Here is a 24,666-nt window from a genome sequence, read left to right as displayed (position 1 = left end):
TCCCTCGTGCTTTCGGCTGATCCGCCGCTGCCGCGCTGGCCCTACGCTGGACAGATGGTGACGAAGGTGCTGCGCTCGTTGTGGTCGGAGCCTCGACCTGCGGACCCCCCGCGGCGGGTGTGGCGGGACGGGGCGCTCGTCGCGGTGCTCCTGGCGTGGTCCGTGGTGGAGGTGGTGCTCCGCGAGGACCTGACGTCGCGCCCGCTGGTGCTCGCCGTCGTATTCGTGGTCCTTGCTCCCCTGTGGTGGCGCCGCACTCACCCCCTGGCGGCGGTCGCGATCTCCTTCGGCACTCTGACGGCTGTCGACGTCGCGAGGATCCTCGCGGGCGAGGAGGCTCCGCTGCTGATGAGCATCTCGGGCGTGCTCGTCCTGACCTACGCGCTGTTCCGGTGGGGAGCCGGCCGTGAGGCCGCCATCGGCCTGGGAGTCATCCTGGTCTGGCTGGTCATCACCCACGTCGCCGACCTGACCAGCCCGGCAGATACGGTGGCTGCATACGCCTTCTTCCTGTTCGCCGCAGCGCTGGGCGCTGCAATCCGCTACCACGCGTACACGCGCACTCGCGACATCGACGAGGCCAAAGCCCGGGAGCGCGAGCAGCTGGCACGTGACCTCCACGACACGGTCGCCCACCACGTCTCCGGCATCGCCATCCAGGCCCAGGCCGGACGTGCCGTCGCAACGTCGCACCCCGAGCGTGCCACTGAGGTCCTTGCCGTCATCGAGGACGCCGCCTCGCGAACGCTGACCGAGTTGCGCACGATGGTCGGTGTCCTGCGCGCCTCCGAGGGGGCGGACTTCGCGCCACGCCGGGGCGTGGCCGACCTCGGGCGTCTCGCCGGTCGAGCCGAGGGAGGGCCACAGGTCCACGTGGAGCTGTCCGGTGAACTCGACGATCTCAGCCCCGCGGTCGGGGCCGCGCTCTACCGCCTGACCCAGGAGTCGGTCACGAACGCGCGACGGCACGCCCGCTACGCGACGCGGGTTGCCGTGCGTGTCGTGGGTGACGCCGAGCGGGTGCAATTGACGGTCGATGACGATGGTGCCATCAGTGCAGCCGGCGGCAGCCCGTCGGGTTACGGCCTGGTCGGTATGCGGGAACGCGCCACGCTGCTGGGTGGCACGTTCCACGCCGGCCCGAGCGCGGGCGGTGGCTGGCGGGTCGAGGCGATGCTGCCCCGAGCGGGCGCTCCCCGATGACCATCCGGGTGCTTGTCGCCGACGACCAGGACATTGTGCGCACCGGCCTGACGATGCTGCTGAACGCCCAGCCCGACATCGAGGTCGTGGGCACCGCCACCGATGGGCGACAGGCGGTGGGCCTGGCGCGTCAGTTGCACCCGGACGTGTGCCTGTTCGACATCCGCATGCCGTTGATGGACGGTATCGAAGCCACCCGCCAGCTCGCCGGACCCGAAGTCGCCGACCCCCTGCCGATCATCGTGATCACCACTTTCGACCTCGACGAGTACGTCCATGGGGCGTTGAAGGCCGGTGCCCGGGGCTTCCTGCTCAAGGACGCCGGACCTGCGCTGCTGACCCAGGCGATCCACGCTGCAGCCGATGGTGATGCCCTGATCGCTCCCAGCGTCACCGTCCGCCTCCTTGCGGCGTTTACCAGATCGCAGAAGGGACCATCCGCGCAGCCGATGGAACCGCTCACGTCCCGTGAGGAGCAAGTGCTCCTCACCGTGGCGCAGGGACGAACCAACAGTGAGATCGCCGCCGATCTCCACATCAGTCCCAGCACCGTCAAGACTCATCTGGCCAGCCTGATGCGCAAGCTCGGCGCGCGTAATCGGGTCGAGCTCGCCATGTGGGCTCATGAGACCGGCCGCACCTGAGCTCCCTGCTCGATCCGTTCCCAGCGCGGGTCGAGCGCGTAGTTCTGTCGGCGTCTTTCCAACGCTGCCTGCACCTGGCCGGGCGCGTCGTCACCGGCAAGGAGTCGGAGCCTACCGGCGTCGTTATCGGCAACGTGGGCGAGGACCGCTGCGGCGATGTCGGCAGGCGCTGTTCCTCCGGCGGTACCGTCGACCGGCCACGGGACCTCGGGTGTCCCGAAAAGAGTCCTGCGGAGGTCGTCGTAGGGGCGCATCGGTTCCGCGAACCGCATGCTGCTGCCGGCCCAATCGGTGTCGATCGAGCCGGGCTGGACGATGGTCACCCGGACCCCGAAGGCGGCGACCTCGGCGGCCATCGCCTCGGTCCATCCCTCGAGGCCCCACTTCGCCGCGTTGTAGAGACCGAGAGTCGGCATCGTCCCCACGGCGCCGACCGTCGAGATCTGGACGATATGGCCGCCCCTCTGCTTCCGCATCACGGGAAGCGCAGCCTGGCAGAGCCACAGGGGACCGAGAAGATTTGTGTCGAGGAGCTCCCGGACCTCCTCTTCGGACGCTTCCTCGATCGCTCCGACAAGACCGTAGCCGGCGTTGTTCACCAGAACGTCCAGGCGCCCGGATTCCGCGACAGCGACGTCGACGGAGGCCGCCGCGGCGGAGCGGTCGCGGACGTCGAGCCGGTGGACGCGCAGCCGGTCGTGCGCGGGCAGGGAGTGCTCGCCTCTGACGGTGGCAATCACCGTATGTCCTTCTTCCAACGCGGCAAGTGTCATGGCGCGCCCGAGCCCGCGTCCGGCTCCCGTGATCATCCAGGTCTGCGAGGTTGTCATGGTCGCAGGATACCCAAAACGAGACGAACCGTCTCGTTCTTGAACTAGGGTGGGTCGATGGCCAATAGAAGAACGCGTGCTCGCGTCCACGAAGCGGTGCTCTCTCTCGCTTCGCATGAAGGCTTCGCCAGGCTCACGATGGAAGGTGTGGCTTCACGGGCTGGCGTGGGCAAGCAGACGCTCTACCGCAGCTGGCCGTCGACAGGGGCGATCCTGTTCGACGCCCTCCTGGCGCGCAGCCAGAGCCCCGACGGCATCCTCGTTGTGCCGGACAGCGGCGATCTGGAGAACGACCTCATCCGGCTGGTACAGGAGACGATTGCCGAGCTTTCCGATCCGGTGGCGGAGCCGCTGCTACGTGCAGTCACGGCCGCGATCCAGACCGACATGACTCTGGCGACCCAATACCGCGAGATACTGCTCGAACCCCAGATGCAGGCAGTCGCCGAACGTCTCCGGCACAGTGGGGTCAAGAGAGCCGATGAGTCAGCGGAACTCCTTCTCGGACCCCTCCTTCACCGCTGGCTGTTACGCAGCGGGGCCCTCGACCACTCCTGGGCAGAAGATCATGTCGACCGAGTGCTGGGCGCCTTCAGTACGAGCTGACCTTGGCGCCGAGGTGTGCTCGGCGTAGCAGGTATGGCGAGCAGTGTACCCACGGAGCGGATCAGCGTCCGCTCACCTGGTACAGCTGGGTGTCGCGTCATGGGAGCCCGTGGATGGAGACGCAGATCTTCGAGTATGCGTCAGGTCTTGCAGGGGCGAATCTCTGACTCCGAGATCAGGTGCGGGACAGTTTCGGGGTGATCAACAGTAGGATGGGACACGCTCATGATGCGTTGACTGACCGCGTTACTGATCCGACCAGGAGAATCGTCGTGCCGACGCTGCGTGCTACCCGATCCAGGGTGGCCCGTGCCCTGTCCACGACCGCCGTGCTGCTGGTCCTCACGAGCTGCTCGTTCGCCGATCCACCACCCGATGCCCGGCAACCCGCTGCAGAATCACCGATGAGTTCGGCACCCTCCGGCGAGCCGGCCACCGACGCGGCCGTCGACACCGTCGACGACGCATGTGCTCGCATCGTCGACATGGTGCGCACAGCACCAGAACAGCTAGGCACAGACCCGCTGGGACTGCTGCTCGAGATCGATGAGATCGCCAGAACAGCCCCGCCGGAGCTTTCCAGCCAGATCACTGAGCTCCGTGATGCCGTAGAGAACTTCCGGCAGGGCGACGAATCACTGATCAGTGTGGTGCGCAAAGCCCGGCAGCTGCAGGAGCGCTGCTCGGGCTGACGTGCAAGCAGTCCGTTGCGCGGCGATGCACGGTAGCCGGTTTGGCCGCTCCACCGGGGGTCGAAACGGCCGTGCAGCAAGACCGCGGATCCGTCGATGCAGGGCACCGTCCCGTCGCCCGAGCCTCAGGGCGGGCCTCTAGGAAACCAGGCGAGCTCAGCCGACGTGCCAGTAACGACGAATGAGCTCCTCCCGAGCAGCCTCGTCCTTCGCAAGCTCCCCGTCCGGCGTGGCGTCGTCGGCGTCGCGTAGGCCCACGAGCAAGGCGTCGATGAGCGCCTCGGGGAAGACGCCGTCGGCCTCGAACATCTCGCGCTCGGCCTCGAGCACGTCGGCCGACTCCGCGCACGAGGTCGGCAGTTGCTCGAAGTCGTCGTGGTTGGCGGTGCTGAGCCGCTCGGCCAGCTCCAGGCTCCCGGGATCACCCAGCCCGCGCTTCGCCGCGACGGCCATGCCGGCCAGCAGCAGATGAACGTCGGCGGAGCCGTCGCCGAGCCGGAGCTCGACGGTCTGGGGGTGCGTGGCGGGTTCGGGGACGGGCTCGGTGCTGCCAGGATTGGCGTGGGCGACCATCCCGGCCAGCACATCCCCGCCCCAGGCGAGCGGGACCCGGACCAGACCGGAGCGGTCTCTCTCACCCCAGCAGATGCCCTCGGGCGACTCGCCACCGTCGGTGAATCGCAGGTAGGACGTGGGGACCGTGTTACCGAATGCGGTCAGTGCTCTGGCTGCCGAGAGGTAGCCGGCGATCAGGCGACGCCCCGTGTCGTTGATCCCCTCCGTGCCGACGATGGTGCTGGCACCGTCGCGCACCAGCCGACTGTGGATGTGCAGGCCGTTCCCTGCACCCTCGCCGCTCACCGACGGGGCGAAGGTCACCTCGAGACCGTGAGCATGGGCGACCTCGCGCACCACCCACTTCGCCAGGACGAGGTTGTCGGCTGCCTGCTCCAAGGGCACGGGTTGGAGCTCGATCTCGTGCTGGACCAGCTGCCGGTCGTCCTCGAGGATGTTGCCGACTTCGCCGTGGGCGTACTTCAACGGGACCCCCATGGCGCAGAGGTGACCCAGCACCTGCTCTCGGATTTCCTCTCCTTTGGAGAAAGGTCCCGATTCCTGATAGCCGCGCTCCTCCTCGACGGGGTAGATGCGCTCGGGCTCGTCCACGAGGTAGTACTCCAACTCGCCGAAGGCTTCGAGCGTCACGCCGGTCTCCTGCGTCAGCACCTCGGCAGCACGACGCACAACCTGCTCGCGCGCGTAGGGCAGCGGCTTCCCGAACTCGTCATAGAAGGAGCACAACACGTCGAGCGAGGGCCGCTCTCCAAAGGGATTGACGAAGGCGGTGCGGTGACGCGGAACGATGTAGACGTCACTGCTACCGGTATCGGTACCGGCAAAGACACTCGAGCCGTCCACACGCTCACCCCGCGTCAGCACCTCGATGAGGTGCTCGCGCGAATTGATGGGGAAGGCCAGAGTCTTCAGGCGCCCGTCGCCGCCGACGTAGCGCAGGTTCACCTGGTGCAGCCCCAACTGTTCGATCGCCCGCACGAGGTCGCCGCCGGTGAAGTCGGCCGAGGGCTTGCCGAGCAGGCGGACGATGGGGTGAGGTTCGAACGCGTCGATGGTCATACTCCTTACTACCAGCGCCAAGGTGCGTTCCACCAGCGCCAAGAGAAGCGCTACCGTGACCGGTCGGACCTGCGAGAAGCGCCGGCCGCTTGTCGAGCCGGTGACACCACATGTCCTCCTGGCATGGCCGGCCGCCCGTGATCGAAGCGTGGTCTTCAGCTTCGAGGTTCCTGGCACGCTCGACCTTCGCATGGTCGCCGGTGATTTCTCGCCGGCAGGAGGGGTCGAGGGTAGGAACAGGGGCAGGAGTCGGATTGATGCACCAGACGATCCCGACTCCTGCCCGAGAGGCTCAAGCATTGGCCGGCTTCTTGACCAACTAGTAAGCCTGCTGACTAGTTGATCACGGATAGGGAGGGAAAGGTCAAGGGGAAGGCGAAATTACTCGTTCCCACTGTGGGGAATCGGGCTTCTACTCGACCTGCTTCCGCAACGAATCATGCGAGTCAGTCCTGGATGCGACGGCGCCCAGGTCGGAGATGTCGACCGGGGCTCTGACGTCGGATCGCCGGGTCGCGCGCAGGATGCACCGGTCTCGCAGATTCACCCCGGCGGGTCCTCGCACCGCCATTCCCCTGGGCGTATCGTCGTCACACGCCGCTGATCGAGGGGCGGCTCCCATCATCGAGAAGAGCGCCATCATGGCGAACAGCACCTACCCCGTCAGGGGAATGACCTCCAGCCCCTGGTTCATCACCACCGGACACCAAGATGCCGGGTGTGTCGGGTGCGTGAGCGAGTTCATCGAAGAAGGTGGCTACGCCGCCTCGCCTCGGTGTCATCGGGGATCGGCAGTGCCGGCGTTGGGCCGGTCCTCGGGAACCTCGTCCCCGGCGGGTGTCGATCACAACAACCGACAACCGAAAGGAAGGAAGTACCCCTCATGCGATCCCGACTGAGCGTCAAGTGGGTGAAAGCCGGTTTGGTGACCTTGCCCGCTTACGGGCTGCTCACCGCATGGTCCTCCATCAAGGCCCAGCCCGACCAGACAACCGATCCCGAGGCATGGGCGCAGTTCGTCACCTCCCCCTCCTACCTCGCCAGTCACCTCATCGGCAGCACCGGCGGCACAATACTGGCCATCTTCGGCGTATTCGCCCTGGGCTGCTATTTGGCTCCCGCAAGTACGGGCCGATTGGCCCTGCCCGCCATGGTCGTGACCGTCCTCGGTCATGCGTTGTTGATGGTGCCGGCAGTGATCTCCACGTTCGCAACACCGGCCCTTGGTCGGGCATACCTGTCGGGGATGCCCGACGTCATGCAGGTGGAGTTTCCCGATGCCTTGACGGGGACGTTCCTCCTGGGCCTCCTGCTCGCGCTGGTGGGCAACCTACTCCTCGGCGTCGCTATCTGGCGTTCCGGCACTCTCCCGAAGGGGGCGGGCGGGCTGTGGATCGTGTCCGCGCTCATCTTCTACGTCCTGGGGGTCGTTCTGGGGCTTGCGACCACCGGTGCAACGCTTCCCACGCAGCCGCTCGGCGCTCTGCTCGTAGCAGGAGCCGGAGCGTGGATAGCAGGGAGCGCCTTCCGTCGAGACTCCGCAGCTGGAGCCGCGCGCGACTATGGGCGTGGATCAATAGGTGATACCTCGCATGGATCTTCCCTTCCGTGACGGGGCAAGAGGCCCATTGGACGCAGGCCAGACACATCGCCGCTCCCTGGGTCTCGAATCAGCGCTGCCAGGAACACGCCGGTCGTCGTTGTGATCCACAGGACGGTTCCGGAGCTGTGCCATCGGAGCGACCTCGGGACAGGGTCGAGTAGTTTGCTTGCCGTAGGGACGGACTCAGATGTCCAGGATGGTGTTGTGCGCGTTCGTGACCGGGGGAAGATCCCGGGTATCCAGGTCCTCCATGAGGTGGATCGCTGCGAACTCTGTTGGCTTGATGCGGCCCGCGTCGTCGAAGACCCGGTAGGCCCGCCGTAGTCGCCCGTCCGGATAGTGGGGGTGAGTGAAGCTCACCTCGACCCGGGTGGCGGGCCACGCACCGACGACGTCGACACGCGTCCCGCTGAGGCCGTCCGACAGGGGGGTCTTGGCTCCCGAGGGCGCTGTCCAGTACGAGTCGAGATGGGCGAACTCCGTGCAGGCCGCCTCGATCGCAGCCTTCTTCTGCTCGGATGGAAGCTCAACCAGGGTCCATGAGGCACGAGGATCATCCATGGTGATGGGATGCGTTTCAGGCCCCTCGTCTCTGGATCTCCCCGGCATGTCGTCGTCCTCGACGGGGACGGCCTGGTGCTCGGTGATGTGAAGCGTCGTGGGAAGGGCGCCGGCAGGCAGGTCGATCTGTGAGAAGCGGTAGGTGTACGAGGCGCCGCCGTGCCCATCGTGGGACGCGTCAGGGGCCGACGTATAGACCACCAGGTGCGCTGACTGATCATCCTCGAAGGCGGCAGCGGGCATCCGGTCGGCGGTCAAACGGTGAGTTCCTCCGTTCGCGTCCAGGACCAGGAGGTCACGGTCGGTGAGCCAATCTGCTTCCGTGTCTACGTCGGCGTCCCAGTGCCCGACCGAGAGCCACAAACCGTGCCGGGTCGTACCGAGGCAATGGGCGTGTCCGAGGTCGGAGAAAGGGGTGAGAATCCCATCGGGTGAGATGTGGAGGGCCGTCGCCCCGTTGTGCGATGTTTCATATCCATCCTTCTCGACGGGCATGTAGAGGACCCAGGCGCCGTCAGGGGCGGGCACGATCCTCACATGAAGGCCGAGCAACCCGACGGGAAGATCGGGCCAGGTAATCGTCCTATCAGATTCGCCGCTTCGCCGGATGACGGCGATCGGTTCCGTGAGATTGACGCGGATGAGCCATTGCGGGCTAGGAACTTCCTGCCAACCTGTGGGCTCATCCATCATACGGTAAGTGTCGCAGGCGAGCTGCGCCATGGAGAACAACGCGAGAACAATGAGGACGAGAGTGGTGCGGCTCGGCTACTGGGCGGCCTCACTCTTTTTTCCGAGGCGGCGGGTGATGAACAGCCACCCCAGAATCCACCCGCCGAGAGCAGTCACAATCCAGACCAGGAGGGTGGCGCCCACCCACGCCATGAAGCCGCTGATCGAAAGCCCGCCATCGAACAAGGACGCGATTGCCAGAGCGATCAGCGTGGTGACCAGCCCAATTCCTCCAAGGATGGCCGACGCGTATTGCCGGGCGACGTTGAACACGAACGGTCCGAGCACACCCTGGGCGAGGGCGAAGACGACCACAGCAACGATGAAACCGGTCGGCTGCAGCTCCACACCGGGGACGATCCAACCCGCGAGGAGCAGCCCGATCGCTGCCGTCACGAGATTGATCAGAATGTGTATCAAGAAACGAATCATTCCGAGGTCCGATCTTGTCGAGCTTTTCGTCCCAGACTCCAGACTCTCGAGCGATCACGCGTCGCCCACTCCGGGTGAATCTGATCGAGCGGGGTGGGCAGTTCTACCGACCGGGACCAGGTGGGCCAGGACGTGGCGACCACCGGTGGGGCGGTGAACTGCAACGGCCCCCCGCTGACCGCGGGTCGAGGGAACTTTGTGCTTGTCATGTCAGCGCTCTCAATAAGACATCCCGGGCTTTCGGCCGCCTTCTGGTCAAGCACCTGCTGTGACTTCTCGCGCGTATCCGAGTAGTCACAGATGATTTTCAGGTAATTCAAGGATGTGCGCCACATATTCGCGCCGCGATAGAGTCGATGAATAAGGTTCACTAATTCATCTCGATGATTTCAGGAGAAACAAAAAATGGCACAGCGCGTACAGGTCGAACTGGTCGATGACCTCAACGGGGAGATCGCCCAGGAAACCGTCCGTTTCGGGGTCGATGGCACGGAGTACGAAATCGACCTGACCACGGACAACGCGGAGAGATTCCGCTCAACCCTCACCGAGTACGTGGACAAGGCGCGCAAGGCGACCGGCCGGAAGGGCCAGAAAGCTTCGACGTCCAGGGCGTCCACGAACCGGTCCAAGCGTGAGGACACCCAGCAGATCCGCCAGTGGGCACAGGACAACGGCTACAACCCCAGCACCCGGGGACGTATCACCCAGTCCATTCTCGACGCCTATAACGAAGCGCACTAGACCCCCTACCGGCGGCTCCACGTAGTCCGATGAACGGCGAGGCCCGGCCGATGGGGCGGATGCGAGTCATGCCAGGATCCGCCTCGTGGCGGACGAGTCCGACGGCGGCCGCCATCTCCCGCTCGGTGCGCTGCAGCTACTCCTGGTCGCCTTCCAGCAGATCCCGCCAGCACTCGACGGGCCGGCCGCGCCCGATCAGGTCCTCGTCGTCGGAGAGCTCGAGGGCAGTCATCGAGGAGCCGGTACGGGTGCAGCATCGACCTCTCGTCGCGTGGCGAGATCTTCGTGGAAGTCGGTTCGCCCTGTTGGTGCCGGGGTACTGACGGATGACCCGTCCAACAGCAGTGGCCGGAAGGCTCGGTTACATACCCGAGCCGCCCGGCCACCGTCGGTGGATCCCGTTGGATCAGCCGAGGATCGCGTTGGCAATGAACAGGAGTGGGATCGAACCGGCCCACACCGCCGTCGTGATGCCTGACCAACCCTTGAGCGCTGCGACGCCGTCAAGGCCGGCAAAGCGGGTCACGACCCAGAAGTAGGAATCGTTGAAGTAGCTGAACACCATCGAACCTGCCGTGCATGCCAGGGCCGCGACGATGGGGTCGATGCCGAGCGAACTTACCAGCGGCGCCGTCACCGATGCGGCAGTGATCATGGCCACTGTGCCCGAGCCCTGAGCGATGCGGACCAGGGTGGCGATGAGGAACGGCACCAGGAACGCCGGCAGTGGAGTACCGGCAATGGCCTCTGCGAGGGCATCGCCCACACCCGAGCTACGCAGCACCTGGCCGAGTGCACCACCTGCACCGGTGATGAGAAGAATCAGGCCGGCCGAGGCAGCTGCCTCGGCGAACCAGCCCTGCACCTTTGCGCGCGGAGTCCAGCGTGGCAGCAGGACGTAGACGGCGAGGATGACGCCGATGATCAGCGCAACCACCGGATTGCCGATGAACGCCAGTGGAATTGCCCAGGACGACGGGGTGTACTCCCCCGTGCCGACGACGCCCTGGTTGGACTGGTCGATCGCACCACTGACCGTGTTGAGGATGATCAGGAGCAACGGGACCAGCAACGGCAGCGATGCAACGAAAGCGCCGACCCGGTGAGGCTTGGCGCCCGTGGGAGGTGTACCGAGGGCGGTGTTGTCGACGTCCATCGACGGAGTATCGTCACCAGCGCCGGCGCCGCCGTCGTGCTCCGCAACAGCAGTCCCGCCGCGGCCTCCGGTCCTGGCGTGAGCCGTGCCGTAGACGGCCTCACGGACCGATTCGTTCATGGATGGCTCGATCTTCGGCCCCATCCACTTGGCGTAGAAAACCACGATGGGCAACAGCAGGACCGTGAAGACGAGACCCGCAAGGATCAACGCTCCGAGGTCGGCCCCGAGGATGCCGGCGACGGCCAGCGGGCCGGGCGTCGGTGGCACCATGTGGTGGGTCAGCGTCATGCCGCAGCCGAGGGCCAGCGCGAGGGTGATGTACCCGGCGCGTTTGACCCGGGCGATCGAACGGGCCAAGGGGTTCATGATGACGTAGCCGGAGTCACAGAACACCGGGATGGACACCAGAGCGCCCACACTGCCCAGTGCCCACGGCTCGCGGCCTTTGCCGAAGAGCTTCAGGAAGGCCAAGGCCAACGAATTGGCGGCCCCCGAGACCTCGAGGATCTTGCCGATCCCGACGCCCAGGCCGATCACGATACCGATCGACGCCAGGGTGTTGCCGAAGCCCGTCGTGATCGACGAAACGATATCCAGCGGCGCCTGGCCGGCCACCATGCCGGTCACCAGGGCCGCGATCAAGAGTGCTACGAACGCATCAAGCCGGGTCTTCAGCACCAACACGATGATGGTGGCGATACCCAGGACGAGCGCCAAAAGAAGTTGTATATCCACGTACTGCTCCTCGGTCACTGAGCAAGCCTCGTTGCCCTCTCAGGTGGGTAGCACTGACCTGCTCGGCACTTTGACGGGCACTGTGCTGCATGTCACACTAGCACTGGACATATGACATCTGACAAGTGTTCTGTGGCGGATACCCGGTGACGAAAGTGCGAATCAGTGATACTCGAAGAAGAGTTGCTCAGCGGCTACCCGACCGTCCGCGCCATCGAACCGGCGGTGATCGCCGCCGCCGTCAAGGCCTCCGGGCGGATCCTGGTAGTTCTCGACGACGACCCGACCGGCACGCAGTCCGTCGCCGACCTGCCGGTCCTCACCTCCTGGGCGCCGAGCGACTTCGCGTGGGCCTTCGACCAGCGCATCGACGGTGCACCGGCACCGGCGGTGTACGTCCTCACCAACACCCGCAGCCTCGACCCGGAAACCACGGCGTCGCGCAATCGGGAGATCGTCACGAACTCCCTCACCGCCGCCACGGCTGCGGGAGTCACCATCGGGTTCGTCAGCCGCAGCGACTCGACCCTCCGCGGCCACTTCCCGCTCGAGACCGACGTCATCGGCGCCACTCTACTGGCGCTCGCGGGCACCGGGACCGACGGCGTCGTGATGGTGCCGGCCTTTCCCGACGCCGGCCGCATCACCATCGGCGGGGTCCACTACCTGCGGGGCGACGACGGCGCCGTCGTTCCCGTCGCCGACACCGAATTCGCCCGGGATGCCACCTTCGGGTTCGTGTCGTCGGACCTGGGCGACTACGTGGCCGAGAAGACCGGCGGTTCGGCCGACGCCGTCATCCGGCTCGACCTGTCGATCATCCGCTCCGGTGCGGAGGGCATCGCCGACGCCCTGGCCCGGGCAGCCGATGCCGTCCCCATCGTGGTCGACGCCGTCACCGAGGACGACCTCCGGGCACTCGCCCTGGGCCTCGAGGAATCGGAACGTCGCGGTAAGAAGCTGCTCTATCGGGTGGGCCCGCCGTTCGTCCGTGCACGGATCGGCCAGCGCGAGCGCGCACCACTGACGGCCGCGGACGTCTTCGCCGGCCACGACGCCCCCGCTTCGGGTGGACTGGTCGTGGTGGGCTCGCACGTGGGACTGGCCACCCGGCAGTTGGACGCACTGGTGGCGCGGCGGCCCGAGGCCCGACTCGTGGAGCTCGACGTCGAAGCCGTCCTCGATCCCGCAGAGCGGGACACAGCGGTGGTTGAGGCGGTGCGAGCCGTCGTCGAAGGCCTCTCCACCAGCGAGGTCGTCCTGCACACCAGCCGCCGTCTGGTCCGGTCCGACGATCCGGAGCAGAGCCTCGAGTTCGCCCGCACCATCTCGCGGGCAGTGGTCGACGTCGTCCGGTCCACCATCGCCACGGCTCCTGTGCGCTTCGTCATCGCCAAGGGCGGCATCACCTCCTCCGACGTCGCCGCGCACGGGCTGTCGATCCGCCGTGCGCTGGTGCGCGGGCCGATGCTGCCGGGCATCGTGTCCCTCTGGCAACCGGCCGATGGCCCGGCGCGCTCCATCCCGTTCGTCGTCTTCGCCGGCAACGTCGGCACCGATGATTCCCTTGCCGACGTGGTGGAGATCCTCCGCTCCCCCGCGACGAGTTCCGCCTCAACGACGGGTGCCTCCCATGATGTCTGATTCCGAACACACGAAGGTCGCCGTCCTGGGCCTCGGTGCGATGGGCCTGCCGATGGCGACCCGGCTGGCCGGCGCGTTCACCGTCACCGGGTACGACCCGATGCCGTCCTCGCGGGAGAGGGCTGAGAAGACCGGCCTGACCTGCGCCAGGACGGCCGCCGACGCAGTCGTCGACGCCGGGATCGTCCTGCTTGCGGTCCGTGACGCAGCCCAGGTGGAGGGTGTCCTCTTCGGGGACGACGGGGTGGCCCCCGTCCTCGCACCGGGCGCCGTCGTCGTGATGACCAGCACCGTGGGGATGGACGCCGTCGCTTCCTGGACCGAGCGGCTCGGGGCCCTGGGTGTGGCGCTGGTCGACGCACCGCTGTCCGGCGGGCCGGCGCGGGCCGGCGAAGGCGATCTGCTCATCGTGGTGGGTGCCGATCCGTCGGCCCTGGACACCGCCCGTCCGGTGCTCGAGCGGCTCGCCTCGACATTGATGGTCGTGGGCGGCAAGGCCGGCGACGGCCAGGCCATGAAGACGGTGAACCAGTTGCTCTGCGGCGTACACATCGCCGCGGCCGCCGAAGCCCTGGCTCTTGCCGACGCGCTCGGGCTGGACCAGCTGCAGGCCCTGGCTGCACTGGAGACGGGAGCAGCGGCGTCGTTCATGCTCTCCAACCGCGGACCGCGCATGGTGCAGGGATACGACGGCGACGCCGACGTACTGAGCCGGCTGGACATCTTCGTCAAGGACCTCGGCATTGTCGGGAAGGCAGCCCGGACGGCAGGACTTGCCGCGCCGGTCGCTGCGGCGGCCGAGCAGCTGTTCCTGCTCGGGCAGACGCAGGGCCTGGGCAACGCCGACGATTCGTCGGTGATCAGGGTGGTCGCGCCACAGCGGCGTTCCGCCGCAGTGGACGCCATCGAAATGCACGCCACCGGAACGGGCGCCGATGGAGAGGACACCGATGGCACGGAAACCGCTCGCTGAATCGGTGTTCGATGACATCCTCGGACAGATCATCGACGGCACATACCCTCCCGGCGCGACACTCCCCCCGGAGAACGACCTCGCGGCTTTCCTCGATGTCAGCCGGCTGACGGTGCGCGAGGCGCTCAAGCAGCTCCAGGCGCAGCACGTGGTGCAGATCAAGCGGGGCCTCGGGACCTACGTGAATCCTGCTGCCCAGTGGACCGATGTGAAGGCCATCCTCAGGTACGCGTCGACCACCGCCGATTCCCCCGATGTCGCGCTGCGTCTGCTGGAGATCCGGCGGATGGTGGAGACCGGTGCCGCCGAGCTGGCCGCGATGCATGCTACCGACGAGGACCTGGCCGTGATGGAGGCAGCGAATGCCGGGCTGCAGGCGGCCCACGGGGCGAACGACCTCGACGCTGTCACCGCGACGGACATCGCGTTCCATGAGGCGATCTTCAGGGCCTCGGCAAACCCGTTCCTGCCGGTGATCCTCGGACCGCTCAGCCAGTTGCTGTACACGATGCGGCGGGAGACCTCGTCCTTCCGTGAGGTGCAGCAACACGCCATCGCCCATCACGCGCTGGTGCTGGAGGCGATCCGTACCCGGAACCCGGAGGTGGCGCGCAAGGCGATGCAGGACCACATCAACCAGACGTACGACGACTACGAACACTTCATCCACCAGAAGAACAACACCAGGAGCTCACGTGACTTTTCCGACTGAACGCACAGCAGTCCTCACCGGTGCGGCCTCGGCCCGCGGCATCGGCCGCGCGACGGCCGACCGGCTGGCCCGCGACGGCTGGTCCATCGCGATCCTCGACATCGACGGCACAGCGGCCGAAGAGGCCGCGTCGGAGATCGCACAGCGACACGGCGTGCAGACGGTCGGCGTTGCAGCCGATGTCTCCGACGAGGCGTCGGTCGATGCAGCACTGACCACCGTCGAAGCCTCGGTGCCGCCCATCGTCGCGCTGGTGAACCTTGCCGGGATCAGTTCTCCCACCGAGTTCATGCAGGAGACCAAGAAAGCCTGGGACCGCGTGTTCGCGGTCAACATGACCGGGACGTTCCTGGTCACGCAGCGTGTCCTGCACGGCATGATCGAACGCAAGCTCGGCCGCGTGGTCAGCATCTCCTCCATTTCGGCGCAGCGGGGCGGCGGCACCTACTCGAAGGTGGCCTACAGCGCCTCGAAGGCCGGCATCATCGGCTTCACCCGTGCGCTGGCGCGTGAGATGGGGGAACACGGCATCACCGTCAACGCCGTCGCTCCCGGACCGGTGGACACCGATATCATGGGCGGCACCCTCACCGAGGAACGCAAGCAGGACATGTCCAGGGACATCCTGATGGGCCGGGTGGGTACCGTCGACGACATCGCCGCTCTGATCTGCTTCCTGGTGGGACCCGACGCCGGATACATCACCGCCGCCACCTACGACATCAACGGTGGCCTGCAGATCTCCTGAGCCTCCGGCGACGCGGCGCGGATGTGAGCAGTCGCCTCGTGGTGCTCCGGGCTACCCGACGATCGGTTCGGTTGCCGTGGTCATCCTGGCAGGCGCGGCGGTGTGCTTCTCTCGCCCCGTCGGTGCGAGGTTCGAGGACCTGTCAGGAAGTCGGCGAGGCACGCCTGAATTGGTGTGACTGGGTGTGTATGGCACGGAATCCCCTGGTGGAACGGCAAAGAGCGGTTCTCTGCCAGGGCCCGGGGCGAGAACCGAACGCGTGCTGGTTCATAGGGGAGAAGTCGATAGCGACAGAACCCCTGAGGTGCCCCTGTAGCCAAAGCGAGGTGGAACGATTCCTCACGCCGACCGCGGCGTATCGTTCTATGTATTGCCCGATGCGCCCGGCCCTCCGCCGTCCTCATTTCCGTTCTCGCGGTCATCGAGGACATCCAGGGCGACCAGAGTATCCGGTTCGTCCGGGTCCTCGGAGTCGTTGCTGTAGGGGGCGGTCGGTGGGAGTCTTTCGGCGATGAGTTCGTTGACCGCAAGGGACACGAGGTCCCGATCCAGGGGTGTCAGGGTGATCAGCCCGTTGAGGTAGGCGTTGACCTCGAACTCGTCGACGTCCCCGGTGAAGGAGAAGTAGCGGACCCATACGCTCTGCACCCCGAGTCCACTGCTGTGGATGGCGTGCAGTGTGCGCTGTCGTTGTTCTTCAGGGGTGTGCTTGGACATCACGGATCAGGGGTGGGCTCGGTGTCGTCCTGACGTTCACTGATGATGGCAGCCATGAAGCCGATGGTGGTGTTCGCGTCGGTGGCGAGGTCGATCAGGTGGTTCATGGCTGCCTGCCGGTCCACACCAAGGCGTTCCATCAGGATGCCGCGGGCGACTCCGATGGTGTCCCGTTCGGCCAGGGACGCTTTGACGTCGTTGCTGATCCGCTGGGGGGTGTCGCTGGCCTGGATATGGTCGAGGAGGGTCGCGGCGGAGCGGGCGAGGTTGATCAGCAGCCGCCGGTCCTTGCCCGAGAACGCGTCGACGGTGTTCGAGTAGACCTTCATCGCCCCGAGGCCTGTCGGTTTGTCCAGCAGGGGCACGCTGAGGCAGGAGCGGACACCAAGGGGTGCCACCGCGGTCGTCCACTCCTGCCACCGCTGATCGGTGTGGGTGTCGGCGATGTACACGGGCTCACCCGACACCCAGGCGCTCATGCAGGGTCCTTGGCCGAGCTCGTACTGCTGGTCATCGGCTTCGAGCACGCGCGGGTCGGTCGCGCCCACGCTCATACGGGTGCCGTCCGTGTTGATCAGGCTGACGCCGGCGCCCTCGGCGGCGCCGATGATGTCGCGGGCGATCTCGGCCAAGCCATCGACCGCGTTGTGGGCGGTCTGCTCTGTGAGGAGGTGACCGTTGGTTCGCCCGAAAATCGCCAACAACTCAGGCGGGAGCGGGGACGACGATGAGGAGGAGGGTGCGGAGGTATTCATGGAGGGCCTCAACTGTCCTGCACAGGGGTCGCACCCTGCCGGGAAGGGGCTGGCTGCTCAACCCGATAGTTCCGCTCACGGACAAATCCCCGCTCACGCAACATCTGCTACGAACTGTACAGCCGCACCCGCACCACTGGGAGAAGTTTCCCGCGGAGCCTGTTCCCCGCGCTGCCTACCAGGAGTGCGCTACCAGCAGGATAAGGTTCGAATATCGAAGTGGTGGGTAGTTCCTGTTCGATGAAGAGCAGGACTGCGGCGTCAACTCCAGTTCTGGATAGAGACTGTCGACTTCGAGTGGGAGGTCGTCGATCAGGACGGCTACGCCTACAGAACGATCGAGGCTCGGGTTCCCTCGGCAGACTGGGAAACATCGCCTGAAGGTCGTCCCGGCGACGATCCACCCGCGGGAACCGCAGTGCTACTCGCTGAGCCAAAATCCAAGCAACCTACCCTGGTCCTCGGTGAGCCAGAAGGTGACCTGCTGCTCACCCTCCGGTGTAACGATGACCAGGCCCACCGAGAAGCCGATCTCGCTGCCGATGGTCGGACTCAGACCAAGGTCCTTCACCCGTGGCTCGTCCGGGAGGTCCTGGCCCATCAGAATCGTGACGTCAACGGAACCAGCCGCCTCCCTCAAAGCTCCCGTCGGCGTACCGGGATTGGCCATCCAGGGGGCGCCGTCGTCCAGCTTCGTCTTGTGCGCGGCGCAGACCGGCACTTCGCGGCCCGAGTAGGGCGCCAAAGTCACCGAGGTCGATCCCGACTCCAGACAACGCAATACGGAGCAAGCGGTCATACCCGAGAGGGTACTGACTCGCTTGGATATGGGCACCCCTCCCGTACTCGTATCGCTGGAATCGAGCAGTGAGCGATCCTTCAATTCAGCGCGCGGGCCATGGGTCGAAACGTTCTGAGTACCCGCCGGAGACCACCGTGCGTACGGTCCACTCCAGTTCTGTGGCAACCGCCTCCACGTCCTCATCGCAGGCATCGCATCCGCAGTCAGGAAAGTGGAAATCGTGGAGTGAACCGGCATGGAGGAACACGCCGGGGAACGGAGTGAGGACAGAAGTGAGAGGCGCTTCGTCCGAACCGTTCGGCACGATACGGATTGCGTCGAGGATGTCCTCCTCCGCTCGCGAATACGCCTCATCCGGAGGAAGGTCTTTCCACCGATGGCCGTAGTCGATCACGTCGCCCTGCTCTCTGAGGTAGGTTGCGACCGGGAACTGAGGGCGTCGATACTCACTCATCGCCATACGCTAACGTCGCTGAGACTCGATCGAAGCACTCCCTTCCAAGTCCGTAATGATCCTGACTGGGACACGGCCGCTGAGTCAGCGATCGGCCGCCCCCGATCACTACTTCCGCATGGTCGGCTCGTAGATCTCACCCTGTTCCTCGGCAGGTCGGTGTAACCGTGCGGGACGTGGACCCTGCGCTCCCCACACGACCCCTGGTAACTGGCTAGTGGAATACTGATGCCCACCATCAGTGGGGAAAGGACACCGAAGCCATGCCCGACCAGCGACCCGATCGCCCCGCTGATCACCTGTCTGATCCTTGGCCGGATCACTTTCGTGGGGTCGTGGTGGACCTGACAGGACGGGAGGTCGGGTGAGACTGGATGTGGTGACCCTCCAGGTCGCGTTCGGGCTGATCGCGTTGACCCTGCTGGTGCTGTTCTACGGAGTCAGTGTCCGCCAGCAACAATCGACCTACAGCAAGTGGTGGTGTGCGGCCATTGCCTGCTTCCTCACCGGGACGGCCCTCTACCTGCTCGACGGGACACACCATCAGGTGTGGGCCAATCCCACGGGCAACGCGCTCCTCGTCGCAGGAGCCGCCTGCGTGTGGGGCGGGGCGAGAGTGCTGCGGGCACTGCCTCCACGGCGCTGGCTGATCCTTGCACCGCCGATCATCACGATCCTCGCGTCCGCCCTCGACAGTCCCTCGACGAACACGTGGTCCGCAGGAGGGTTCCTGCTCGGCTTCATGACCTTCTACATCGCGCTGGCCTCCGTCGAGACCTGGCGGCTGAAGCCGGACATCACCACGACCCAACGCCCGCTGGGCGTAGCCTCTGGCCTTCTCGGCTTCTACTATTTCGGCCGGTGGATCACTTTCCTGGTGGCAGGGCCCGACTCCTACGCGTTCACCACCTACTTCGGCACGGTACCGACAACCATGTTCACCATCGTGCTGCTGCTCATCGTGTCCTTCACCATGGCCACGCTCAGCACCGAACAAGCCCTCCGTGACCTCAGAGCCCAGGCCAGCCACGACGACCTCACCCAGATTCTGAACCGGCGCGGGTTCCTCGACCTCGCCACCGCCGAGATCCGGCGGCCGCATTCCAGAGACACACCGTGCACCCTGATCCTGGCCGACATGGACCACTTCAAACAGATCAACGACACCTACGGACATCCTGCAGGAGATGCCGTCCTCCAGGCCGCAGCGGCAGCGTGCACCCGCGCCATCCGGTCAACAGATCTGGTCGGCCGCTACGGCGGAGAAGAATTCATCCTCCTGCTGCCCGGTGCAACCCCGGACACCGGAGAACTGGTCAGTGGCCAGATCAGCCGGACCCTGCGCTCCATGCAACCCGCCTTCGACTTCCCCCTGCCGACCATCAGCTACGGGATAGCAGCCCTCCCACCCGGACCCGACCGACTGCAGACCGCCATCGCTGCCGCTGATACTGCGCTCTACGAAGCGAAAACCGCCGGACGCGATCGTGCGCTCCAAGCCCATCCCGCCCACCACGAACGCGCCCGGTCACCCCAACGCCCCCAGTCCCTCGATGACAGGTCCACGACCGGCCCCCACACGAACACTCCATCGCCCGACCAGCCCTGAAAAGGGAAGAAACTCGCGGGCCTACATGAGCAACACGAAACAAGGTCGGCCGCTGCACCGCTCACCCAAGCACTCTGGGTCCGCACTGGTAGGGTTGCCGCACCCTGGCTAACTCAGTGTTCGTGGCGTCGAGACCTTCAGGCTGCACAAGAGCGTCATCGTAGCCGCAGTCCTCTCGCTGGCAGCGTGCACTGAGGGTGACAGCAGTCAACGGACTTCTTGCGGCGTCACTGATTCTCTCCACCGCCGAACCCGCGGACCCGGACATGACCGACCATGTTCTGCGCCTTGCTCAACAAGCCATCAGCTGACACCGACCGAGTGCCCATCGGCGGATCGCTTCAAGGGGCGCCGCTATGCATCAGTCACGGACGGCAGCTACGGCTTCAATTTCTACGAGCTGGTGCTCGTACCCAAGAACTGTCACGCCTAGTAGCGTGCTTGGCACGTCGTGTTCGTCGAACCTGTCGCGTACAACACCCCACGCGGTCATCAGGTCGGCGCGATCGGTGGTCGCCACGAGGACGCGTGTGCTGATCACATCCTCGAGAGTCGCGCCGGCCTCATCCAATGCCACCCTGTCAGAAAGGGCGGTCGAGCGGATCAGGGTTACAGCGGAAGCCATCGAGCTTTACTTTCTGTCATGTGGATGACCCCTAGCCTCCCACTTCGTCGAGCTTGTTCTGAACCTGCAGCCAATATGGCCTCCGCTGACGGGGAGGAGCATCCCCATCGAACTCGCCGACATGTGCATTACCTTTCGCGCCAACGACTCTCCGGCCAGGCGGAAGCCGAAAAAAATCCACCGCGCCCGTCTGCACCCACCCCGATGTCGCCTAAGGTGCTGCCATCTCCCGCTCGACCGAGTGAGAAAGGCTTCCTATCCAGTGGTGAGAGACGAAGGGAAGCTGCAGGTGGCCCCCGATAGCGGTCGGATCAGCTTCTTCGACGCTCGTTAGCGGGATCTGTTCCAAGAAGCCACTACGAGGACGCCTGCGAGAGGATTCCTGAGGTCATCCTTGCGTCGGAGTGGCACGGGAAATCGACTGGATGAGCGGGTCACCTGCCGGTAGGCGGGTCTCCTGCTCGGACCAGTGCCCGTAGCGTCTCCGCGTTCCGCACCGCGTTGCCGCCGCCATCGTTATTGAAGTACACATACGCGTCCCGGCCGTCGCCGTGCCACTCCAGGATCCGGTCCGCCCACCAGCGCAGGTCCGCGTCCGAGTATGAACCCGCATAGAGATGCTCATGGTCCGGTCCGTGCAACCGTACGTACACGAAGGGCGCCGTCGCCTTCAGGATGCACGGCAGCCCGGCGCCGCTCATCACGCAGTAGGCGGCCTGGTGGCGCCCGAGCAGGCCGTAGACGGCGTCGTCGTCCCAGCTCGGATGGCGGAACTCCACCGCTACACGAATCCACCCCGGCACGCGGGACAGGAAGTAGTCGAGGCGGGCGTCATCGCGCTCCATCGCCGGCGGGAGTTGGACGAGCAGGACGGCCCGACGGTCGCCCAGCTCATGCCAACAGCGGGCGACCCGCTCGATCCAGACCTCCGGCGCGTACAATTTCTTCCCGTGCGTCAGCCCGCGGGGCGCCTTCACGGACAGCGCGAACCCGGGGGGAAGGCGACGCCGCCACCCGGCGAAGGTCGTATCGCGCGGCCAGCGATAGAAACTGGCGTTCAGCTCCACCGTGTCGAAGCGTGCCGCGTAATGGTCCAAGCGCTTCGCCGGCGGGGTTCCCTGCGGATAGCAGATGCCGTTCCAGTGGTCATAACTCCAGCCGGAGGTGCCAATGCGGATGCCGCTCACCTTCCCCACACTACTGATGCGCCCTTCGCTCCCACCATCGCGACGTAGCAGGTGCCGTCATCCACGCCCCGGACAACATCCCCAAAAGGAACGAGCCAGCGGCCCGACATTGCATCGTATGTAGACCCTCGAACGCTTCTGTTGCGAAAGCCGTAAGGGACCCTGGAGCAACATCGCCCGAGTCGATCTGCTCAGTTGCGTTCGGTGTACCCAGTGCAACTGATGCGTTGCCGTCCGCTGACAGTTTCGTCATGATTCTGCTCGAGGATGCGCGGGCGATGGCTGCCGGAAGCGTCCGTCATGGTCGTGCCTTTCGCGACTGACGGCCAAGAAGCACGACCTCGCGGAGCCCGAGGAAGCGGGGAAGGTGAAGGCGATCGCCACGGCGAACGAGAGCGGCATCAAAATGACAGCAGTAGGGATGCGAGACAATTCGACGGGACACCTGAGCGCTGTGGCACAGCACTCATGGACCCTCAATGGGCTCATCGAACTGGTCTCCGAGGTACCCCTCGACGCAAAGGGGCAGGAGCGAACTGTCCCGTCGTGGGAACCACCGGTGCGGCGGAGACAGCCGAGAGCGAGGACCGGAATCCCTCACCGCACACACCGACACCCGGGGTGGGTCGTGGTTCCGCGAACGCCAGATTCTCGGTGACTCTGGCCCGAATACCCTCGCAGCCCCGGTCTCAGGTCAATGCGAGCCGCCTGTAAAACGGTCATCACCCGTCGGGCTGTCCGCCGAGCCCTCGAACCCGAGGTTCCCGGCCAGGGTCTCGGGCGACGGGTCGGCGTCGGCTGGTGGATCGTTCTGAACCTGGCCGGAATCGGCCGGGTCAGTCCCGTCGGTGCTGCCCAGGTCCTGCAGGTGATGATCTTTGGAGGGTGGTTCCATGTCCCGAGGGTAGGCCCTTCCGAACGCCTTCGGCAGTCTCGGCGGGCGCCGTCGTAAGGTCTTGCACCGGTCGTGACGGCGATGTAGCACGAATGGGCGCAGCACTCGCCGGTGGATGCCCTGTAAAAAGTCTTCTGCCGGTTGTTTGTGGTGATGACCGGTGTCTGTGACAGGTCTGAGTGGCACCGGCAGCCGGCACACTGGCTCAAGGACAACCGGGGCGCTCTGCCGTCCATCATCGCGGTCGTCGCAGTCGCCATGTTCTGGGTGGCCGGAGCGATCGGCGGGATCGGAATCCTGACCGACGCGCGTTCGCCGATGGCAATGCTCACCGGGCTCTACATCGGCCTGGCCGCCGTCGCGGTATCGATCATCATCGCCACCCTCGCCCTGAACGACATCGCCCGCCGGTACGCCCGGACACGGAACCGCCGCTAACGCTAAGCCCGACAACGGGGCATAGCGAGCAACAAAGGCGGGCGCTTCGAGGACCGTAGCCGAACCGCCCCGTGAACGGTCCTCACCGCACTCATGATTGCCCAGGATCGCAACCTGCGTTGACAACGCTCGTTGAAGCAACTTAGGTTGACATCATGGAGTCATCACACGTTGCGGTCACCGCGGCGGATACTTCTGATCCTCGTGCTGGTCTGCGGGCGGTGGCATCCCTGCGTGTTCTGGCGGACTCCCTGGAGCTTCGCCAGGTAGAGGCCGCACTGCGCGCCGGGATGAGTTGGCAGGTGATTTCGGATGCCCTCGGGGTTACCCGCCAGGCGGTCCATAAAAAGTACGCCAGGCGCGTTGATCCTTCGATCCTCGGCCCCAGGAGGCGAGCATGAGTAGATTCACCCGGTATGCGACGACCAGCCAGAGCCTCTCGTTGATCGCGATGGAGGAAGCCTCCCGGAGGGGCTTGCGTGAAGCGGACCTCGAGGACCTGTTCCTGGCCCTGGTACTCAACGACCAGCCCGCCGGCCAGGTCCTTCGCGAACTGGGCATCACCGTGCATACTGCTCGCGCCGCCGTGGAGGAACATCAGAAGGACCAGATCGCGTCCCTTGGAATCAGTGCCGACCTGCCACCCTCGGGGGACATCGTCTTCCACGAGACGGGTGGGTATGCGTGGTCCAAACGCGCCTCGGACCTCATTGGTCGGGCCGGCAGGAAGGGCCGGACCGCGGATGCTTCCGCAGTTCTGCGCGAACTGATGAATGAACCCAGCGGGCTGATCGCGGACCTGCTGCGGCGGCTCAACACGACACCGGCCGCGGTCCTTACTGAACTCGCCCGCAACCCGGCGATGGTGACGACAGGTGAAGAGGACCGTGCACCTCACCGAGGCAAGCTCAGCGGAGTCAGCGAGTCCTTCATACCAGCACCAGTCGAGGACGTCTGGGCTCTCCTGTCCGACCCGGCTCGGATACCCGAATGGGAACCAGCCATCGGTACCGTCGAAAGTCCCACCAACACCACCGACTCTGCTGCCGAACCGACCACCACCGCCGAACCAGGCGACCAGAGGGCGCAGGTAGGCGGGGTGTGGACGGCATACGCGCAGACAACCCACCCGAACGGCAAACCACTCAAGGTCAGCGACAGGTTCCGCCGTAGGACACTCGAGCTCATCCGAGCGGACCAGCACACACACATCAGCTGGCGATTCACACACCCGGACTCCACGACGAGCCTGCCGATCGTCACGTCCTTCGACCTCACGCCCACCACGGGCGGAACGCAACTGACCACCGGAATGACCTGGGCCCGACGCCGGGGCTGGCGATTCCTCCTCAGCCCAGGGCTGCGACCCCTCCAACGCTTCCTGATCTGGGTCAGACTCTCCCAGATCAGCGGCTCCATCAGCCGCACCTTCCGCCGAACCTGATCACCCCGGCACGATCCCGACCCGAAACGATATTCAAGGTTTAACCACTCGATCAGGAATACCCGGGTAGCGGTGGCACCACAGCGC

General features: G+C 65.6%; 26 protein-coding genes and 1 pseudogene. 14 read left to right on the top strand and 13 right to left on the bottom strand.

From position 1 onward, the window contains the following. Positions 1–54: 54 nt before the first annotated feature. Both AC4D2F_RS02140 and AC4D2F_RS02135 read left to right on the top strand, forming a co-directional pair. Positions 55–1,203 (top strand): sensor histidine kinase, encoded by a 1,149-nt coding sequence (locus AC4D2F_RS02140; protein WP_490909326.1) that lies wholly within the window; start codon positions 55–57, stop codon positions 1,201–1,203. Beyond that, a complete protein-coding gene (locus AC4D2F_RS02135) occupies positions 1,200–1,847 on the top strand; it encodes a response regulator (RefSeq protein WP_490909325.1) in 648 nt (215 codons plus the stop codon). The genes AC4D2F_RS02140 and AC4D2F_RS02135 overlap by 4 nt, the downstream gene beginning before the upstream one ends. Here the strand turns inward: AC4D2F_RS02135 and AC4D2F_RS02130 are convergent. Further along, on the bottom strand, positions 1,826–2,677 hold the full coding sequence (locus AC4D2F_RS02130) for an SDR family NAD(P)-dependent oxidoreductase (protein ID WP_490909324.1): 852 nt from the start codon (positions 2,675–2,677) through the stop codon (positions 1,826–1,828). The genes AC4D2F_RS02135 and AC4D2F_RS02130 overlap by 22 nt on opposite strands. 57 nt (positions 2,678–2,734) lie before the next feature. Between AC4D2F_RS02130 and AC4D2F_RS02125 the strand changes: the two genes are divergently transcribed. Beyond that, positions 2,735–3,283 (top strand): TetR/AcrR family transcriptional regulator, encoded by a 549-nt coding sequence (locus AC4D2F_RS02125; protein ID WP_490909323.1) that lies wholly within the window; start codon positions 2,735–2,737, stop codon positions 3,281–3,283. A gap of 404 nt (positions 3,284–3,687) precedes the next feature. Beyond that, a complete protein-coding gene (locus tag AC4D2F_RS02120) occupies positions 3,688–3,975 on the top strand; it encodes a hypothetical protein (protein WP_490909322.1) in 288 nt (95 codons plus the stop codon). A gap of 156 nt (positions 3,976–4,131) precedes the next feature. Here AC4D2F_RS02120 and AC4D2F_RS02115 read toward each other — a convergent pair whose 3' ends face one another. Continuing rightward, positions 4,132–5,610 carry a glutamine synthetase beta-grasp domain-containing protein gene (locus tag AC4D2F_RS02115; RefSeq protein WP_490909321.1) on the bottom strand — a complete coding sequence of 493 codons (1,479 nt, stop codon included), beginning with the start codon at positions 5,608–5,610 and terminating at the stop codon, positions 4,132–4,134. Between the two features lie 883 nt (positions 5,611–6,493). Between AC4D2F_RS02115 and AC4D2F_RS02110 the strand changes: the two genes are divergently transcribed. After that, complete coding sequence (locus AC4D2F_RS02110) at positions 6,494–7,222, top strand: hypothetical protein (protein ID WP_490909320.1); 729 nt, start codon at positions 6,494–6,496, stop codon at positions 7,220–7,222. Between the two features lie 174 nt (positions 7,223–7,396). Here the strand turns inward: AC4D2F_RS02110 and AC4D2F_RS02105 are convergent, their stop codons facing one another. Together AC4D2F_RS02105 and AC4D2F_RS02100 are read right to left on the bottom strand one after the other, a co-directional pair. Next, positions 7,397–8,497, bottom strand: a complete 1,101-nt coding sequence (locus AC4D2F_RS02105) for a hypothetical protein (RefSeq protein ID WP_490909319.1) — start codon at positions 8,495–8,497, stop codon at positions 7,397–7,399. A 45-nt stretch (positions 8,498–8,542) separates the two neighbouring features. Continuing rightward, positions 8,543–8,938 carry a phage holin family protein gene (locus AC4D2F_RS02100; RefSeq protein WP_490909318.1) on the bottom strand — a complete coding sequence of 132 codons (396 nt, stop codon included), beginning with the start codon at positions 8,936–8,938 and terminating at the stop codon, positions 8,543–8,545. A 405-nt stretch (positions 8,939–9,343) separates the two neighbouring features. Here AC4D2F_RS02100 and AC4D2F_RS02095 point away from each other — a divergent pair, with 405 nt between their 5' ends. Continuing rightward, the gene (locus tag AC4D2F_RS02095; RefSeq protein ID WP_104164933.1) at positions 9,344–9,682 is read left to right on the top strand and encodes a histone-like nucleoid-structuring protein Lsr2; all 339 of its coding nucleotides are present in this window, start codon (positions 9,344–9,346) and stop codon (positions 9,680–9,682) included. 406 nt (positions 9,683–10,088) lie between these two features. Here AC4D2F_RS02095 and AC4D2F_RS02090 read toward each other — a convergent pair whose 3' ends face one another. Continuing rightward, complete coding sequence (locus tag AC4D2F_RS02090) at positions 10,089–11,594, bottom strand: GntP family permease (protein WP_490909317.1); 1,506 nt, start codon at positions 11,592–11,594, stop codon at positions 10,089–10,091. Positions 11,595–11,741: 147 nt separating this feature from the next. Between AC4D2F_RS02090 and AC4D2F_RS02085 the strand changes: the two genes are divergently transcribed. Genes AC4D2F_RS02085 through AC4D2F_RS02070 form a run of 4 tightly spaced genes read left to right on the top strand, consistent with a single transcriptional unit; the run spans position 11,742 to position 15,653 of the window. Next, complete coding sequence (locus tag AC4D2F_RS02085; protein WP_490909316.1) at positions 11,742–13,220, top strand: four-carbon acid sugar kinase family protein; 1,479 nt, start codon at positions 11,742–11,744, stop codon at positions 13,218–13,220. Continuing rightward, the gene (locus tag AC4D2F_RS02080; protein ID WP_490910508.1) at positions 13,213–14,193 is read left to right on the top strand and encodes an NAD(P)-dependent oxidoreductase; all 981 of its coding nucleotides are present in this window, start codon (positions 13,213–13,215) and stop codon (positions 14,191–14,193) included. The genes AC4D2F_RS02085 and AC4D2F_RS02080 overlap by 8 nt, the downstream gene beginning before the upstream one ends. Further along, positions 14,171–14,905 carry a FadR/GntR family transcriptional regulator gene (locus tag AC4D2F_RS02075; RefSeq protein WP_490909315.1) on the top strand — a complete coding sequence of 245 codons (735 nt, stop codon included), beginning with the start codon at positions 14,171–14,173 and terminating at the stop codon, positions 14,903–14,905. Before AC4D2F_RS02080 ends, AC4D2F_RS02075 begins: the two co-directional genes overlap by 23 nt. Beyond that, on the top strand, positions 14,889–15,653 hold the full coding sequence (locus AC4D2F_RS02070) for an SDR family NAD(P)-dependent oxidoreductase (RefSeq protein ID WP_104164926.1): 765 nt from the start codon (positions 14,889–14,891) through the stop codon (positions 15,651–15,653). Before AC4D2F_RS02075 ends, AC4D2F_RS02070 begins: the two co-directional genes overlap by 17 nt. A 363-nt stretch (positions 15,654–16,016) precedes the next feature. Here AC4D2F_RS02070 and AC4D2F_RS02065 read toward each other — a convergent pair whose 3' ends face one another. The 5 genes from AC4D2F_RS02065 to AC4D2F_RS02045 form a co-directional block, all read right to left on the bottom strand. Continuing rightward, the gene (locus AC4D2F_RS02065; RefSeq protein WP_490909314.1) at positions 16,017–16,301 is read right to left on the bottom strand and encodes a hypothetical protein; all 285 of its coding nucleotides are present in this window, start codon (positions 16,299–16,301) and stop codon (positions 16,017–16,019) included. Positions 16,302–16,369: 68 nt separating this feature from the next. Then, positions 16,370–17,125: a GAF and ANTAR domain-containing protein gene (locus tag AC4D2F_RS02060; protein ID WP_490909313.1), complete on the bottom strand. Its 756-nt coding sequence runs from the start codon at positions 17,123–17,125 to the stop codon at positions 16,370–16,372. Then, positions 17,076–17,204, bottom strand: a complete 129-nt coding sequence (locus tag AC4D2F_RS02055) for a hypothetical protein (protein WP_258069807.1) — start codon at positions 17,202–17,204, stop codon at positions 17,076–17,078. The genes AC4D2F_RS02060 and AC4D2F_RS02055 overlap by 50 nt, the downstream gene beginning before the upstream one ends. Positions 17,205–17,546: 342 nt before the next feature. Continuing rightward, positions 17,547–17,924 carry a hypothetical protein gene (locus AC4D2F_RS02050; RefSeq protein ID WP_490909312.1) on the bottom strand — a complete coding sequence of 126 codons (378 nt, stop codon included), beginning with the start codon at positions 17,922–17,924 and terminating at the stop codon, positions 17,547–17,549. A gap of 85 nt (positions 17,925–18,009) precedes the next feature. Continuing rightward, positions 18,010–18,381 carry a DUF6226 family protein gene (locus AC4D2F_RS02045; RefSeq protein ID WP_490909311.1) on the bottom strand — a complete coding sequence of 124 codons (372 nt, stop codon included), beginning with the start codon at positions 18,379–18,381 and terminating at the stop codon, positions 18,010–18,012. A 379-nt stretch (positions 18,382–18,760) separates the two neighbouring features. Between AC4D2F_RS02045 and AC4D2F_RS02040 the strand changes: the two genes are divergently transcribed. After that, positions 18,761–19,990 (top strand): GGDEF domain-containing protein, encoded by a 1,230-nt coding sequence (locus AC4D2F_RS02040; RefSeq protein ID WP_490909310.1) that lies wholly within the window; start codon positions 18,761–18,763, stop codon positions 19,988–19,990. 361 nt (positions 19,991–20,351) lie between these two features. On the opposite strand, the pseudogene AC4D2F_RS02035 reads toward AC4D2F_RS02040, so the two are convergent. From AC4D2F_RS02035 to AC4D2F_RS02025, 3 genes and pseudogenes are all read right to left on the bottom strand, one after another. Continuing rightward, a pseudogene (locus tag AC4D2F_RS02035) lies at positions 20,352–20,567 on the bottom strand (RidA family protein); the annotation flags it as partial. Positions 20,568–21,049: 482 nt separating this feature from the next. Next, positions 21,050–21,802 carry a DUF72 domain-containing protein gene (locus AC4D2F_RS02030; RefSeq protein ID WP_490909309.1) on the bottom strand — a complete coding sequence of 251 codons (753 nt, stop codon included), beginning with the start codon at positions 21,800–21,802 and terminating at the stop codon, positions 21,050–21,052. Positions 21,803–22,496: 694 nt separating this feature from the next. Next, positions 22,497–22,697, bottom strand: coding sequence for a hypothetical protein (locus AC4D2F_RS02025; RefSeq protein WP_146067361.1), 201 nt, complete (start codon positions 22,695–22,697; stop codon positions 22,497–22,499). 153 nt (positions 22,698–22,850) lie between these two features. Between AC4D2F_RS02025 and AC4D2F_RS02020 the strand changes: the two genes are divergently transcribed. The 3 genes from AC4D2F_RS02020 to AC4D2F_RS02010 all read left to right on the top strand — a co-directional run bounded on the left by AC4D2F_RS02020 (position 22,851) and on the right by AC4D2F_RS02010 (position 24,579). Then, on the top strand, positions 22,851–23,135 hold the full coding sequence (locus AC4D2F_RS02020) for a hypothetical protein (RefSeq protein WP_490909308.1): 285 nt from the start codon (positions 22,851–22,853) through the stop codon (positions 23,133–23,135). Positions 23,136–23,290: 155 nt separating this feature from the next. Further along, entirely contained in the window at positions 23,291–23,536 is a 246-nt protein-coding gene (locus AC4D2F_RS02015) for a hypothetical protein (RefSeq protein ID WP_490909307.1), read from the top strand. Next, a complete protein-coding gene (locus tag AC4D2F_RS02010) occupies positions 23,533–24,579 on the top strand; it encodes an SRPBCC family protein (RefSeq protein ID WP_490909306.1) in 1,047 nt (348 codons plus the stop codon). Before AC4D2F_RS02015 ends, AC4D2F_RS02010 begins: the two co-directional genes overlap by 4 nt. The last annotated feature ends 87 nt before the right edge of the window (positions 24,580–24,666 follow it).

The sequence above is a fragment of the Arthrobacter sp. TJ-263 genome (assembly GCF_058269155.1).
This window is presented reverse-complemented; position numbering and strand designations above follow the sequence as displayed.